Origin of the sequence: Nonomuraea longispora, assembly GCF_004348345.1 — a bacterium.
GTDB classification, from domain to species: Bacteria; Actinomycetota; Actinomycetes; order Streptosporangiales; family Streptosporangiaceae; genus Nonomuraea; species Nonomuraea longispora.
The window spans coordinates 1-15019 of record NZ_SMJZ01000029.1; the positions used below are offsets into that span (position 1 = coordinate 1).

General features: G+C 72.5%; 13 protein-coding genes. 9 read left to right on the forward strand and 4 right to left on the reverse strand.

Translation table 11 applies throughout. The annotated features are described in order from the left end of the window. The 7 genes from E1267_RS10510 to E1267_RS10540 form a co-directional block, all read left to right on the forward strand. Nucleotides 1-900: ABC transporter permease (locus E1267_RS10510; protein ID WP_132332233.1), on the forward strand; the 900-nt coding region annotated here is incomplete at its 5' end. Next, nucleotides 900-1895: an ABC transporter permease gene (locus E1267_RS10515; RefSeq protein ID WP_132332273.1), complete on the forward strand. Its 996-nt coding sequence runs from the start codon at nt 900-902 to the stop codon at nt 1893-1895. The genes E1267_RS10510 and E1267_RS10515, both read left to right, overlap by 1 nt. Then, complete coding sequence (locus tag E1267_RS47635; protein ID WP_132332234.1) at nt 1892-2701, forward strand: ABC transporter ATP-binding protein; 810 nt, start codon at nt 1892-1894, stop codon at nt 2699-2701. Before E1267_RS10515 ends, E1267_RS47635 begins: the two co-directional genes overlap by 4 nt. Beyond that, nucleotides 2698-3510, forward strand: coding sequence for an ATP-binding cassette domain-containing protein (locus tag E1267_RS47640; RefSeq protein WP_132332235.1), 813 nt, complete (start codon nt 2698-2700; stop codon nt 3508-3510). The genes E1267_RS47635 and E1267_RS47640 overlap by 4 nt, the downstream gene beginning before the upstream one ends. Next, nucleotides 3507-4793, forward strand: a complete 1287-nt coding sequence (locus E1267_RS10530) for an alpha/beta fold hydrolase (RefSeq protein WP_246063701.1) — start codon at nt 3507-3509, stop codon at nt 4791-4793. The genes E1267_RS47640 and E1267_RS10530 overlap by 4 nt, the downstream gene beginning before the upstream one ends. Then, nucleotides 4790-6145: an aminopeptidase P family protein gene (locus E1267_RS10535; protein ID WP_132332237.1), complete on the forward strand. Its 1356-nt coding sequence runs from the start codon at nt 4790-4792 to the stop codon at nt 6143-6145. Before E1267_RS10530 ends, E1267_RS10535 begins: the two co-directional genes overlap by 4 nt. Further along, complete coding sequence (locus E1267_RS10540; RefSeq protein WP_132332238.1) at nt 6142-7032, forward strand: dihydrodipicolinate synthase family protein; 891 nt, start codon at nt 6142-6144, stop codon at nt 7030-7032. The genes E1267_RS10535 and E1267_RS10540 overlap by 4 nt, the downstream gene beginning before the upstream one ends. Nucleotides 7033-7071: 39 nt before the next feature. Here E1267_RS10540 and E1267_RS10545 read toward each other — a convergent pair whose 3' ends face one another. Then, complete coding sequence (locus E1267_RS10545) at nt 7072-9144, reverse strand: alpha-galactosidase (protein WP_132332239.1); 2073 nt, start codon at nt 9142-9144, stop codon at nt 7072-7074. Nucleotides 9145-9298: 154 nt separating this feature from the next. Between E1267_RS10545 and E1267_RS10550 the strand changes: the two genes are divergently transcribed. Continuing rightward, nucleotides 9299-10189, forward strand: coding sequence for a siderophore-interacting protein (locus E1267_RS10550; protein ID WP_165959548.1), 891 nt, complete (start codon nt 9299-9301; stop codon nt 10187-10189). Between the two features lie 121 nt (nt 10190-10310). On the opposite strand, the gene E1267_RS10555 is transcribed toward E1267_RS10550, so the two are convergent. Continuing rightward, nucleotides 10311-11186 (reverse strand): hypothetical protein, encoded by an 876-nt coding sequence (locus E1267_RS10555; protein ID WP_132332240.1) that lies wholly within the window; start codon nt 11184-11186, stop codon nt 10311-10313. 400 nt (nt 11187-11586) lie between these two features. On the opposite strand from E1267_RS10555, the gene E1267_RS10560 reads away from it, so the two are divergent. Beyond that, complete coding sequence (locus E1267_RS10560) at nt 11587-11910, forward strand: STAS domain-containing protein (RefSeq protein WP_132332241.1); 324 nt, start codon at nt 11587-11589, stop codon at nt 11908-11910. A gap of 48 nt (nt 11911-11958) precedes the next feature. Here E1267_RS10560 and E1267_RS10565 read toward each other — a convergent pair whose 3' ends face one another. Beyond that, nucleotides 11959-12537: a TetR/AcrR family transcriptional regulator gene (locus E1267_RS10565; protein WP_132332242.1), complete on the reverse strand. Its 579-nt coding sequence runs from the start codon at nt 12535-12537 to the stop codon at nt 11959-11961. 330 nt (nt 12538-12867) lie between these two features. Further along, on the reverse strand, nt 12868-14535 hold the full coding sequence (locus E1267_RS10570) for an ABC transporter ATP-binding protein (protein ID WP_246063703.1): 1668 nt from the start codon (nt 14533-14535) through the stop codon (nt 12868-12870). Nucleotides 14536-15019: the final 484 nt, after the last annotated feature.

A 15019-nucleotide genomic window follows, 5' to 3' on the forward strand; every position in this document is an offset into this window, starting at 1 on the left:
ACCTCGCCCGCCACCTCGGGCCGGCGGGTCGCGGGCGCGCTGCTGCACGACAAGGCCGCCGTGCTCAGCAGCGCGTTCCTGGCGCTGATCGTGCTGATGGCGATCTGCGCGCCGCTGATCAGCCTGATCACCGGGCACAGCCCCAACGACTTCGACACGGCCGCGGTCGACACCGACCTGGGCGGGGTGCCGCACGGGACGCTGGGCGGGATCAGCGCCGAGCACCCGCTCGGCGTCGAACCGCAGAACGGCCGCGACATCCTGGCCCGCATCGCGTACGGCGCCCGCGTGTCGCTGCTGATCGCGCTCGCCGCGACCGCGCTGACGACGCTGCTCGGCGTGGTGCTGGGCATGCTCGCCGGGTTCTACCAGGGCTGGGCGGACCAGGTGATCTGCCGGGTCATGGACTTCCTGATGGCCTTCCCCGCGCTCATCTTCATGATCGCCATCCTGTCGTCGCTGCCGCAGGGCGACCGGCCGGTGCTGCTGGTCGTGGTGATCAGCGTGTTCGGCTGGCCGTATCTGGCGCGGGTGGTGCGCGGGCAGACGATGACGTTGGTGAACCGGGAGTTCGTGGAGGCCGCGCGGGCCTCGGGAGCCTCCACGGGGGCGCTGGTGTTCAAGGAGATCCTGCCGAACCTGCGCAGCTCGCTGATCGTCATGACGACGCTGGCGGTGCCCGGCTACGTCGGGACCGAGGCGGGGCTGTCGTTCCTCGGCGTCGGCGTCACGCCGCCCACGCCGTCGTGGGGGCAGATGATCGCCTCTTCGGTCGGGTGGTACGCCGTCGACCCGATGTACTTCGCGATCCCCGGCACGTTCCTGTTCCTCACCGTGCTGTCGCTGACCGTGCTCGGCGACCGGCTGCGGGCCGCGTTCGACTCCGGGGAGGCCGCGTGATGGCGCGCTATCTGGCCGGGCGGGCCGCCGGGGTGGTGCTGATCCTCTTCCTGGTGTGCCTGTTCACGTTCATCATCTTCTTCACGCTCTCCCCCGACCCGGCGGTGATGATCTGCGGGAAGACGTGCACGCCCGAGCGCATCGACCAGATCCGCGGCGTCCTCGGCCTCGACGAGCCGTTCCCCGCCCAGTTCCTCGGCTTCTTCGCAGGCATCTTCGCCGGGCGCGACTACGGCGAGGGCGCGAACCTCGTGCACTGCGCCGCGCCCTGCCTGGGCTACAGCTTCCAGACCAACCAGTCCGTGTGGGACATGGTCGTGGAGCGCCTGCCCGTCAGCGCGACCGTCGCGATCGGCGCGGCGGTGTTGTGGTTGTTCATCGGGATCGTCGCGGGCCTGCTCAGCGCGGTCAAGGAGGGCACCTGGTGGGACCGCGCCGCCATGGGCCTCGCGCTCGGCGGCTCCAGCATCCCCAACTACGTGCTGGCGCTGGCCCTGCAGTACGTGCTGGTGGTGCAGCTGCAGGTGCTGCCGTTCCCGCAGGCGGTGCCGTTCTCCGACGACCCGGCGCTGTGGTTCCAGTCGTACCTGATGCCGTGGTTGGTCCTGGCCACCGGCTACGCCTGCCTGTACGCCCGGCTCACCCGCGCGAACGTGATCGACACCCTGGCGGAGAACTTCATGCGCACGGCCCGGTCGAAGGGGCTCAGCCCGGCGCTGACCCTGCGCAGGCACGCCCTGCGGCCGGCGCTGACGCCGATCACCACGATCTTCGGCATGGATTTCGCGGCGCTGCTGGGCGGCGCGCTGATCACCGAGACGGTGTTCGGGCTGAACGGGGTCGGCAAGATGGCCGCCGACTCGATCGCCAAGAACGACCAGCCGGTGATCATGGCGGTGACGCTGCTGGCGGCGTTCTTCGTGGTGATCGGCAACGTGGTGGTGGACCTCGTCTACACGAGGCTGGACCCGAGAGTGAGGATCACGGCGAGATGAGCGATCTGCTGGTCGTAGAGGACCTCACCGTCACCTTCTCCACCGCGCGCGGCCCCGTCGACGTGGTCAAGGACGTCTCCTTCACCGTCGGCAGGGACGAGACCGTCGGCATCGTCGGCGAGTCGGGCTCCGGCAAGTCGATGACCAGCCTGGCGATCATGGGCCTGCTGCCCAAGGGCGCGGCGGCCCGGGGCACCATCCGGCTGGACGGCACCGACGTGCTCGGCGCCTCCCCCAGGGAGCTGCGGCAGCTGCGCGGCGACCGGATGTCGATGATCTTCCAGGACCCGCTGTCGTCGCTGAACCCCTACTACACGGTCGGACTGCAGATCGAGGAGCTCTATCGCGCGCACCGCGGCGGCTCCCGCGCGGCGGCCCGTGAGGTCGTCGTCGGCGCGCTGCGCCAGGTGGGGCTGCCGGATCCGGAACGGCGGGCGGGCCACTACCCGCACCAGTTCTCCGGCGGACAGCGTCAGCGCATCATGATCGCGATGGCGCTGGTGTGCTCGCCCTCGCTGCTGATCGCCGACGAGCCGACCACGGCCCTCGACGTGACCGTGCAGGCACAGATCCTGCGCCTGCTGGCCGACCTGCGCGAACAGAGCGGCATGGGCATGGTGTTCATCACGCACGACCTGGCCGTGATCAGCTCGATCGCCACCCGCGTGCTGGTGATGCGGCGCGGCGAGCAGGTCGAGTACGGCACCGCCGAGCAGGTCTTCGCCGAGCCCCGCCACGACTACACCCGGATGTTGCTCGACAGCATCCCCCGCATCGACGACCCCCTCGACGAGGTGAGCGCATGACGCTGCTGCGCGCGAAGGACCTGACCAAACGCTTCGTCTCCCGCGGCCCGCTCGGCGCGAAGGCCGCCTTCACGGCCGTCGACCGGGTGAGCTTCGACGTGCGGCTGGGCGAGACGCTGGCCGTGGTGGGCGAGTCGGGCAGCGGCAAGTCGACGACCGCCAGGATGATCGCCAAACTCCTGGAGCCGAGCGAGGGCACGCTGGAGTTCGAGGGCGAGGACGTCACCCGCGCGAAGGGGGCGGCGCTGGCCCGTTTCCGCGGCAACGTCCAGGTCGTCTTCCAGGACCCGTTCTCCTCGCTCAACCCGCGGCACACGGTGGAGCGCATCCTCATGGCGCCGCTGGTCTACCAGGGCATCGCGCCCCACGGCAGCCGCCGCGCCCACGCCAAGGAGCTGATGGAACGCGTCGGGCTCGACCCCGACCACTCGCTGCGCTACCCCGCGCAGTTCTCCGGCGGGCAGGCGCAGCGCATCGGCATCGCCCGCGCGCTGGCCGTCAACCCCAAGCTGGTGATCTGCGACGAGGCCGTCTCCGCGCTCGACGTGTCCGTGCAGGCGCAGGTGATCGAGCTGCTGCGGCGGTTGCAGCACGAGAGCGGCTTCAGCTACGTGTTCATCGCCCACGACCTGGCCGTGGTGCGGCAGATCGCGCAGCGCGTCGCCGTGATGAGCAAGGGCCGGATCGTCGAGCTGGGGACGACCGCACAGGTGTTCGGCGACCCCCGGGACGAGTACACGCGCACGCTGCTGGCGGCCATCCCGCGCATCGATCCGGAATGGGAACGCCGCAGGAGGGAGAGGGCTTGATCACCGCGACGTACACGATCCCCGGGATGCGGATGCGCGACCACGTGGTCGAGGTGCCGCTCGACTGGTCGGACCCGGGGCCGGCGATCAGCGTGTTCGCCCGCGAGGTGGTGGACCCGGCCCGCGACGCGGAGGACCTGCCGTGCCTGCTCTACCTTCAGGGCGGGCCCGGCGGCAAGGGGCCGCGCCCCACCGGCACGTCGGGCTGGCTCGGGCAGGCGCTGGAGACGTACCGGGTGATCCTGCTCGACCAGCGGGGCACGGGCCGCAGCTCGCGCGTCGACGGCCGGGTGATGAGCGCGCTCAGCCCCCGGGAGGGGGCCGGCCGCCTGGCCCTTTTCCGCGCGGACTCGATCGTGGCCGACGCCGAGCACCTGCGCACGACCGTGTTCGGCGGGCGGCGCTGGTCGACGCTGGGACAGAGCTACGGCGGCTTCCTCACGCTGACGTACCTCTCCCGCGCGCCCGGCGGGCTGAGCGCCTGCTACGTGGCGGGCGGGCTGCCCTCGCTCGACCCCGACGCCGCCGAGGTCTACCGGCGCACCTATCCCCGGGTGGCCGCCAAGAACGCGGCGTTCTACCGCCGCTACCCGCACCACGTGGAGACCACCGGCCGGCTGGCCGACCACCTGGCCACCGGAGACGTGCGGCTGCCCGACGGCGACACCCTCACCGTGCGGCGGCTGCAGTCGCTGGGCGTCGACTTCGGCATGAAACCGGGCTTCGAGCGCATGCACTGGCTGCTCGACGAGGCCCGATCCGACGGGCCGGGCGAGCTGACCGAGACGTTCCTGCACCAGGTGCTGGCGCGCTCCTCCTACGCCGACAACCCGCTGTTCGCGGCGTTGCAGGAGAGCATCTACGGCTCGGGCCCCGGCGCGACGGCGTGGGCGGCCGAGCGGGAACGCGCCCGGCATCTCGCCTTCGCCGAGGGCGCCCGGCCGCTGCTGTTCACCGGCGAGATGATCTACCCCTGGATGTTCAGGGAGATCCGCGCGCTGCGCCCCTTCGGCCCGGCCGTCGAACTGCTCGCCGAACGTGCCGCGTGGCCGCCGCTGTACGACCTGGACCGGCTGGCCGCCAACGAGGTGCCGGTGGCCGCCGCCGTCTATTTCGACGACATGTACGTCGACGCCGGCCTGCAACTGGACACCGCCGCCCGGGTCGGCAACACCCAGGCGTGGGTCACCAACGAGTACGAGCACGACGGCATCGGCGACGACCGGGTCTTCGCCCGGCTGACAGGGCTCGTCCGCGACCTAGGAGGAGGAACCACCCCATGACCGACGGCCGGTTGCCCAAGCTGACGGAGATCCCCGCGTTCGCCGCGTACATCGCCGAGGGCTGGGACTCCCCCGCCCGGACGCCCGCGCTGGAGCCGGGCGCGGCCGAGGCCGCCGCGGCCCACCGGGCCAGGCTCGCCGCCGCGTTCCCCGGCACGACCGCCGTCGTGGCGGCCGGCCGGGCGCCGGTGCGCAGCAACGACACCGCCTACGACTTCCGGGTGGGCAGCGACTTCTACTGGCTGACCGGCTGCGCCGTGGAGAACGCGGTGGCCGTCGTCTCGGGCGGCGAGGCCACGCTCTACCTGCCTGCGCCCGCGCGCCCCGGCGAGCAAGGCTTCTACGCCGACAGCGCCTACGGCGAGCTGTGGGTCGGTCCCTCACCGTCCCTGGACGAGTGGGCCAGGGCGCTCGGGGTCGAGGTGCGTGCGCTGCCGGGGTTCGCCGGGCCGCCGGACGGCGCGCTGCTCGCGGGACCGGGCTGGGCGCACCCGTCCAGGGAGCTCGGCCGGGTGCTGGCCGAGCTGCGCATGATCAAGGACGACTGGGAGACCGCCCGGCTGCGCGAGGCCGTCGACCGTACCGTGGAGGGCTTCGCCGCGGTGCTCGCCGAACTTCCGGCCGCGGTCGCGGGCGGCGGCGAGCGCTGGCTGCAGGGCACCTTCGACCGGTATGCCAGGACGCACGGCAACGGCCCCGGCTACGCCACCATCGTCGGCGGCGGCGCGCACGCCCCCACGCTGCACTGGGTGCGCTGCGACGGCCCGGTCAGGCCAGGCGAGCTGCTGCTGCTAGACATGGGCGTGGAGGTGCGCAGCCACTACACCGCCGACGTCACCCGCACCTTCCCCGTGTCCGGCTCCTACTCCCCCGCCCAGCGGCAGGTGCACGACCTGGTCGAGCGGGCGCACCGGGCCGGGCTGGCGCAGGTGGCGCCGGGCCGCCGCTTCACCGACTTCCACCACGCGGCCATGGAGGTCATCGCGCACGGGCTGCACGACTGGGGGCTGCTGCCGGTCTCGGTGGACGAGGCCCTGTCGGAGCGCGGCCAGCACCACCGGCGCTACCTGGTGTGCGGCATCGGCCACCACCTGGGCCTGGACGTGCACGACTGCGCGCGGTCCCGCCCCGAGGCGTACCACGGCGCGCGGCTGGCGCCCGGCATGGCGCTCACCGTCGAACCCGGACTGTACTTCCACGCCCACGACCGCACGCTCCCACCGGAGCTGCGCGGGATCGGCGTGCGGATCGAGGACGACCTGCTGGTCACGGCGGGCGGCGCGGAGAACCTCTCCGCCGCCCTGCCCATCGACGCGAGCGGGCTGGAGAACTGGAACAAGGAGAAGTCATGATCGCTTCCGTCTGGCACGGCGTGCACGTCGCGACCGCGCTGCCCTTCAACGACGACCTGTCCGTCGACTACGACGGTTACGCCGAGCACGTGCGGTTCCTGGCCGAGGGCGGCTGCGACGGCGTCTGCCCCAACGGCTCGCTCGGCGAGTACCAGACGCTCACGGACGACGAGCGCGCGCGCGTGGTCCGCACCGCCATCGAGGCCGCACCCGGCGGTTTCCACGTCATGCCGGGCGTGGCCGCCTACGGCGCGGCCGAGGCGCGGCGCTGGGCCGAGCAGGCGGCCGAGGCGGGCGCCGCGTCCGTGCTGCTGCTGCCGCCGAACGCCTACCGCGCCGACCGGGAGGCCGTGGTCGGCCACTACCGGGAGGTCGCCAGAGTGGGGCTGCCCGTCGTGGCCTACAACAACCCGCTGGACACCAAGGTGGACCTCACCCCCGAGCTGCTGGCCGAGCTGCACGAGGAAGGGCTGATCGTCGCCGTCAAGGAGTTCACGGGGGACGTGCGCAGGGCGTACGAGCTGGCCGAGCGGGCGCCCGGGCTCGACCTGCTCATCGGGTCGGACGACGTGCTGCTGGAGCTGGGCATCGCCGGGGCGGTCGGCTGGATCGCCGGCTACCCGAACATGATCCCGCGCTCCACGGTCGAGCTCTACCGCCTGGCCACCGCCGGCGACCTGGACAAGGCGCTGCCCGTCTACCGCGACCTGCACCCGCTGCTGCGGTGGGACTCCAAGACGGAGTTCGTGCAGTCCATCAAGCTGTCGATGGACCTGGCGGGGCGCAAGGGCGGCCCCTGCCGCCCGCCGCGCACGCCGCTCCCCTCCGAGCTGGCGGCCCGGATCGCCCACGACACGCGGGAGGTGCTGGCGAAGGGCTACCGATGACCCTTCACCCGCCCCTCGGCCGTGGGAGGGCTCCCTGCGCTAGGCCCGCTCGACCTCGATGATCAGCGCCGAGGCCGGCCGCAGTGCCGGCGCGGGCAGCCCGACCTCGCCGAGCACCGGGCCCGGCAGCCGCACCGGGGCGGCCGTCCACCCGGGCAGCCCGGCCCTTTCGGGCAGCGGCCCCGCCACCCGTACGTCGTAGGAGGCCGCCGGGTCGAGACCGGGCAGCCGCAGCGGGGCGGGCCCGGTGGTGAGCCGGGTGGTGAGCTGCGCGAACGCGAACACGCCACGCTCGGGCGTCACCACGCCGTGCAGCAGTGCCGACGGGTCGGGGTGGTCGGCGCGCACCACCCGGCCACCGTGCAGCACCGGGCGCAGCCGCTTGTGCAGGGCGATCCACGTGGCCAGCTCCCGCAGTTCGGCCTCGCTCGCCGAGGTCAGGTCCCACTCGACGCCCATGTGCCCGAACAGCGCGGTGGCGGCGCGGAAGGCCAGCGGCAGCCGCCGCATGGAGCCGTGGTCCTTCGGCGCGCCCACGTGGCAGCCCAGCCGCTCGGGCGGCACCAGCAGCCCCGTCCAGCGCTGGATGGCCTGCCGGTCGAGCGCGTCGTTGCTGTCGGAGGTCCACACCCGGTCGGTGCGGGCCAGGATGCCGTAGTCGACGCGCGCGCCGCCGGACGAGCACGACTCGATCTCCAGCCCCGGATGGCGGCGGCGCAACTCGTCGATCAGCCGGTAGGCGGCCTCCGTCTGCGCGTGCACGCCCGGCACGCCGGCGTGCACCGGCTCGGCGATGTCGCGGTTGTGGTCCCACTTGATGTAGTCGAGCGCGTACTCGCCGATCAGGGTGTCCAGCCGCTCCAGCAGGTACGCGTACGCCTGCGGCCTGGCCACGTCGAGCACCTGCTGGTTGCGCTGCGGCGGCGGCATGCGCTCGGCGTGGCCGAGGATCCAGTCGGGATGCTCGCGGGCCAGGTCGGAGTCGGGGTTGACCATCTCGGGCTCGAACCAGAGCCCGAACTGCATGCCGAGCTCGCGCACGCGGTCGGCCAGCGGGTGCAGGCCGTCCGGCCACACGCCCTCGTCGACGTACCAGTCGCCGAGCCCGGCCCGGTCGTCGCGGCGGTGCCGGAACCAGCCGTCGTCGAGCACGAACCGTTCGATCCCGGCCGCCGCGGCCCGCTCGGCCAGTTCGAGCAGCCGGCCGAGGCCGTGGTCGAAGTAGGTGGCCTCCCAGTTGTTGAGGGTGACGGGCCGCACCGGCAGCGGGCCCTCCGCGCGCAGGTGGTCGTGCAGCCGGCCGCCGGCATCGTCGAGCCCGCCGCCCGACCAGGTGAAGAACACCCGCGGTGTACGGTAGCTCTCCCCCTGCGCCAGCACGATCTCCCCGGGTTCGAGCAGCTCGCCCGCGGCCAGCAGCGCCGGTCCCTCGGGCAGGCGCTCGGCGTGGTGCAGGTGGTTGCCGCTCCAGCCCGCGTGCACCCCCCACACCTCGCCGGAGCGGAAGCCGAACCCCGCGGTCCCGGCCACCAGCAGCCCGGTGCCGTCGTGCCCGGTACGGCCCCGCCGGCTCTCCCTCGACCACACGCCGAACCCGAACGCCCGGCGCTGCGGCGTCTTCTCCATCGCCCACCGGCCGGTGAAGTCGAGCAGCTCGCCCGCCCGCGGCGGCACCGGCAGCGAGCAGGTCAGCCCTTCCAGCCGGTAGGGGGAGGCAGCGGTGTTGGTCACCGTGTGCCGCATCGTCACCAGGCCGCGGGCGTCCATGGCCAGCTCGCTCACCAGCGCGAGCCCGGCCCTGGCGTCGGAGGCCTCGACGGTCACCGTGCCCCCCGCGCCGGGGGTTGCCGTCACGTCGAGGCGGCCGAGGCTCCACCGGACCGGCCAGTGCTCGCCGTCCCTGCCACCCGACAGGCCCGGCCTGCCGTACCAGCCGTCTGCCTGGGCGGGCAGCAGCGGCGGAGCGGGGGCCAGGGACGCCAGCACGGGCTCCAGCTCCGGCCCGTCGGCCGGCCCCAGGCCGGCGCCGAAGTGCAGCACGCGCGGAAGACCTGGGCCTGAGCCGTCGAGCACCAGGGCGACACCCGCGGCGGAAAGGATGTGGGGGGACACGTCGGCCTCCTCGACTCGGGCAGGCGCGGGCAGGTGCGGGCCGGCACCTGGCGACCTTCAGCGGTACGACGCTATCGGAGCGGCCGCGGCTGGCCATACCGGCCCTGATCGATTAGGTTAGGCTCACCTAATAAAGATCGGAGAGTGCACGGGGATGATCGAGCCGTATCGCATGTTCAACGTACGGGTGGACCGGCTTGAGCGGTTGAGCCCGTCCTTCCTGCGGGTCACCTTCCAGGGCGACGACCTGCGCGTGTTCGCCGACAACGGCTACGACCAGCGACTCAAGCTGATCCTGCCGGTGCCGGAGCACGGGCTGGCGTACCTGCCGGCCGGTCCCGACTGGTACACGCGCTGGCGGGAGCTCGACGACGACAAGCGCAACCCGATGCGCACCTACACCGCCAGGCTGGTGCGTCCCGAGGCGGGCGAGGTCGATGTGGACGTGGTCATGCACCCCGACGGCGGCCCGGTCGCGCGGTGGGCGGAGCAGGTCCGCCCCGGCGACGTCGCGGCGCTCTTCGGCCCCGACGCGCGCTACGAGGGCACACACGGCGGCCTGGAGTTCCGCCCGCCCGCCGGCACCGGCTGCGTGCTGCTGGCCGGGGACGAGACCGCGGTGCCGGCGATCTGCGGCGTGCTGGAGCGGCTGCCCGCGCAGCTGGCGGGCGAGGTGCTGATGGAGGTGCCGGGCGAGGACGACTTCCTGCCGGTGGACACCGCCGCCCCGGTCAAGGTGACCTGGCTGGCCAGGAACGGAGGCAAGCGCGGCGCGGACCTCGTCCCCGCCGTACGGGCCGCCGCCGGCCGCCTGCTGCCCCCGCTGCCCGTGCCCGACACCTTCGACGACGTTGACGTGGACGCCGAGGAGCTGTGGGAGGTGCCGCAGGAGGAGCCGCCGTCGTACGGGCCGCTGTACGCGTGGCTGGCCGGAGAGGCCTCCGTCATCCGGACCCTGCGGCGGCACCTGGTCGCCGAACGCGGCATGGACCGGCGCACGGTGGCCTTCATGGGCTACTGGCGCGAGGGCCGCGCCGAGAACTGACGACCACCCGTGCCGTCCACCCGTGCCGACCACCCGTGCCGTCCACCCGTGCCGTCCACCCGTGGGCCGGCGGGCCCTCCGGTCACGCGGTGAAGAGCCGTCACCGGAGGCCGGGCGCCGGTCAGTGGAGTTCTCGGGAGCCCATGGCGGCGAGCACGATGCGCAGGTCGTCCTGGGAGGGCGGCCTGGTCCAGGTCAGCCCGGGCCCGCCGGAGGCGATCAGGCGCGGGGCGACCTCGCGCATCAGCGCCTCCGGGGTGGCGTCCGGCTGCTCGGCCAGGGCCTTCTCGCAGCGGTCGAGCACCCGGGCCAGATCCAGCATCATCGTGTTGACGCGCCCGCCAGGCGCGCCGTCCGGCCCAGCCGTACGGTCCTTGAGCGCCGCCGTGGCCGGCCCCGCCACCTCGGGCGCCTGCCTGCCGTTGACGTGCGCCGGGCCCTCACCTCGCGCCACGGAAGGCTCGCCGAGCACGGTCACCTGCACCGCGCCGAGGCTCTCGTCGACCGACCGGCTCACGACGCCCTCGGCCTGACCGGCGCACACGATCTCACGCACCGCCTCGGTGAAGCGCGCCGGGTCGATGTCCCCACCCTCTCCGCTCAGCCGGCCGGGGCGCAGGTGCAGCACCCCCGGCCGCTCGTCCCCCGCCAGCCGGTCGATCAGCGCCGCCACCGTGTCCTGCGGGTCGTGCAGCGCGGCGTCACCCCGTGCCGCGAACCCGTCGGCGAGCAGGTGCAGCGAGATCAGCCGCGGCGGGTCGTACGTCGTGAGCACCGCCCGCTCGCCGTCGACGGCCAGGCGGTTGCCTCCGTCGTTGTAGGCGCGCAGGCCCTCCATGAACGCTGCCTCGGCCTCCGGCGCGAGCCGGAGCTCCCAGCCCCACTTCCGCTCCACCTCGAACTGACCGGCGGCCTCGACAGCCGCGATGTCGCGGCGGAGCCACCAGACCACCATGCCCACGACGATGGCGGCGGGCACTGCGACTGCGATCCACACTGTTGCTTGCTTTCCCTCGTACCTTATCGGGTAGCAGCGTAGTGTGATCACGCCCGACAAATCACCTAATTTCCGCAAAATGCGGCTGTTCGTACCCGCCGCGAGCCCTGCCGCGCCCCGGGTCGTGGCCTCGCCCTGAGCTGCCCAAGTACCCAGCGGGGACCCGGCCGCCCGAAGCCGCTCCCCTGGGGTGGGGAATCTTCGATCTGGTAATCGGAATTGTTTTCCTTGGGGTTTCTCTTTTCCCCCGAAACACCACAAGACCCCGAACGAGCGACGCCGGACCTGTACACTCCATCCGAAACGCACACGAAACTGCGTGTAATGCAAATACGACATCCGCGTGTACGGCAAGGGCGGGTCCGCGCCACCGGCGGGGACAGCTCTGGGAAGAGCACGGATGGACCCACTGCGTCTCATCACCAGCCGCCACAACGGCACGGTGACCGTCAGCGTCTCCGGTGAGCTCGACATCGCCACCGCCGAGGCGCTCCGCGGGCGGTTGACCCGGCTGCTACAGGAGGCCGGTGGTGTGCGCCGCGGCACGCTCAGCCTGGTCGTCGAGGTCAGCGGGCTGTCCTTCATCGACGCGGCCGGCCTCGGCGCCCTCGTCTCCGCCCGCAACCAGGCCATCAGCCAGGACACCCCGCTGCGCGTCACAGGCGCACCACCCTCCATGAGGCGGCTGCTGCGCATCACCGGCCTGGACGCGCACCTCACGTGAACGCCCGGCCGCCGCGGCGAGGAACGCCCCCTCCGCGCCGGCGGCTGATCAGCCGATGGCCCGCATGCCGTCGCAGACCACGTCCGCCATCCGCACCCGCCCGTTCCTGGACCGTGCTCTCCGCTCGGCGACCAGGCAACCGCGAAGCAGGTCGGCCACGTCCCGGCCGGTCAGTCCCGGGCGTACCGCACCCGCCCGCTGCGCCCGGGCGAGCAGCCGGTCGACGGCGGCGGCGAAGTCGTCCTCCAGCGTGGAGCCCGGCCGTAAGGCCACCCAGGAACCGCTCTCCAGCATGGCGCAGAGCGCCTGGTTGGCGGCGGCTTCGTCGACGACCTTCGTGAACCAGCCGAAGAACGCCCTGCCCGGGTCCTCGGCGGTGGCCAGGGCGCGGGCGTCGGCCACGAATCGCTCGATCCGCCCCAGCAGCACCGCGTCGAACAGCGCCTCCTTGGTGGGGAAGTGCCGGTAGACGGTGCCGACCCCGAACCCGGCCCGCCGGGCGATCTCGTCGAAGGAGATCGTCAGACCGTCACCGGCCAAGGCCTCCTGCGCGATCTGCAGCACCCGCTCCCGGTGGCGCCGGGCGTCGGCGCGCAGCGGCCGGGCCGAGCTGTGGTCGTCGCCCATCAGATCCGTCGGGTGGGCTGCCGCACGCCCCGGCAGGGTCGCTGGTGCGCCGGTGCGGCTCCCGCGCCCGCGGCGGGCAGGGCTCGCCCGTCACCGGCCTCGGCCGGGGAGAGCGGGAAGCCGCTCCCGTCAGGCGGTGCAGGAGTCACGGGCTGAACCTGTCTTCGACGCGGGGGGAGTGCCTCCGCGCTGCCGGGCGCGACGCGGGGAGAGCCCGGTGATTCTATCGGCCGCCCGCTGCGGCGGCGAGCCGGGCCCGGAACCACGACACCCGCCCCGTAGGGCGGGTGTCGCGGGCCGGGGCAACCATCCGGCGGGTCAAGGAGGGGCTCAGCATCGCGCCGGGGAGCGCCTGCCGCGGACGCCGACGCGCTTGAGCCGGATGCGCTCCGGTCCTGGCACCGGCTCCAGTTCCACCGTGCGCGCGCCTTCGGGCACGTGCCGCGGGTCATGCGTGATCATCAGCGTCGTACGCCCTGCCATGAGCCGCCGCAACGGCTTCATGACCTGCGCCGCCGTGGCGGCGTCCAGCCCGGTCATGGGCTCGTCGAGCACCAGCACCGGCGCGTCGCGCAGGATGGCCCGGGCGATCGCGATCCGCTGCCGCTGCCCGCCGGACAGCAGCCGGCCCCGTTGCCCGACCGGCGTGTCGTAGCCCTGAGGCAGCGCCTTGACGAAGTCGTGCACGCCCGCCGCCTCCGCGGCCCTGATGACCTCGTCGAGCGGGGCGCCGGGCCGGCCGTAGGCGATGTTGTCGCGGACCGACCCCGAGAACATCAGCGTCTCCTGGTGCAGGATCGTGATGTTCTCGCGCAGCGACTCGCGCGTCAGGCCCCGCATGTCGGCGCCGTCCAGCAGGATGCGCCCGGCGTCGGGGTCGTAGAAGCGCAGCAGCAGCTTGGCCACCGTCGACTTGCCCGCTCCGCTGGGCCCCGCGATGACGACGACGTCGCCGGGATCGGCGGTGAACGACAGGTTCCGCAGCACCGGCCGCGCGCGTCCCGGGTAGGCGAAGCTCACCCGCTCGAACGCGATCCGCCCGCGGCTCCTGCCCGCGGGCACGGCGCCGGGATCGTCGGTGACGGTGGCTTCCGTCCGCAGGATCTCGATGACCCGGTCGGACCCGGCCGCCGCCTCGGACACCGTCAGGGCCAGTTCCCCCAGACTCTGCACGGCCGGGTACAACATGGCCAGGTAGGCGGCGAAGGCGAGCAGCCCGCCGATCGTCAGCCGGCCCGCGGCGATCTCCCACGCCCCGAACCCGAGGATGACGATCAGGCAGATGGTCTCGATGACCTGCACGGCGGGGCCGTACAGGCCGGACAGCCAGGCCTGCGCCATGTTGGCGCGCAGCCAGTTGCGGCCCTCTCCGTGCAGGCGCCGCGACTCGTCGCCCTGCCTGTTGTACGCCTGCACGAGCGGCTGGTTGGCCAGCCCCTCCTCCAGGACGCTGTTCATGACGCCGTTGCTGTGGCGCTCACGCGCCGCGGCGCCCCTGAACCTGCCGGCGAACACCTTGGAGACCACCAGGAACGCCGGGATCAGGGCCATCGTGATCAACGCGAGGTCCCACCGGATGAAGAAGGCGGCTCCCGCGAAGAAGATCACGCTGGCGACCGTGGTGACGGCTTTGACCACACCGGATCCGACGAGTTCCTCGATGGCCTCGACGTCGTCGGTGAGCCGCGCCATCAGGTCGCCCAGCCGCCGCTTCTCCGAGAACTCCGGCGCGAGCGTCTGCAGGTGGGCGTAGATCCGGTCGCGCAGCTTCAGCAGAAATCGTTCCGCCCCGAGCGCGGTGATGTACGTCCCGCCGAAGGACGCCGCCCCGGCGACCGCGGCGAGCCCGAGCCAGCTGAACGCGGGGGTCCAGAAGGCGCCGAGCTCCTTGGTGGTGAGCACTTCGTCGGTGATGTGGCCGAACAGGCGGATCGCGGCGACCTCGCACAGCGCGGCGACGACGGCGAGGACGACACCGGCCGCGAATAGGCGGCGCAACCCGCGAGTGTCCGGCCAGAACTCGCGGAATGTGCGGCGAATGGAAATCGCCGGAGCGAGCTCGCGGCCGGAGACAGAGAATGAGAGCCGGCGGCTGTGCCGCCGGCTCTCAGCGGGGCGGTTTACCACCCCCAGCCCCACCAGCGGCGACGACGGCATCCGCCGCACCAGCGGCGACGACGACGCCTACGGCATCCCCATCCGAGCTGGTGGCCGACCTGTGTGAACTGCGTGCTAGCCATGATTCCTCCCCCGTTGGCTAACTTGCACAAAACGGACACTAGCACCCGAATTGCGATATAGCACGGCATATTCACCATTTAAAAGAGACTTGACCGGAGAATCCCGCCGAGAACGGCACTTCGCAACGCCGTTAAATCTCGTGCAAACGAGATAATGGCCTAGCAGACGTCAGACGAAAGTCAAAGATGCTTCTGAGAACTGGTTCCAAGGTGCATACGGGCCGATACTTTGGTTCGATGAT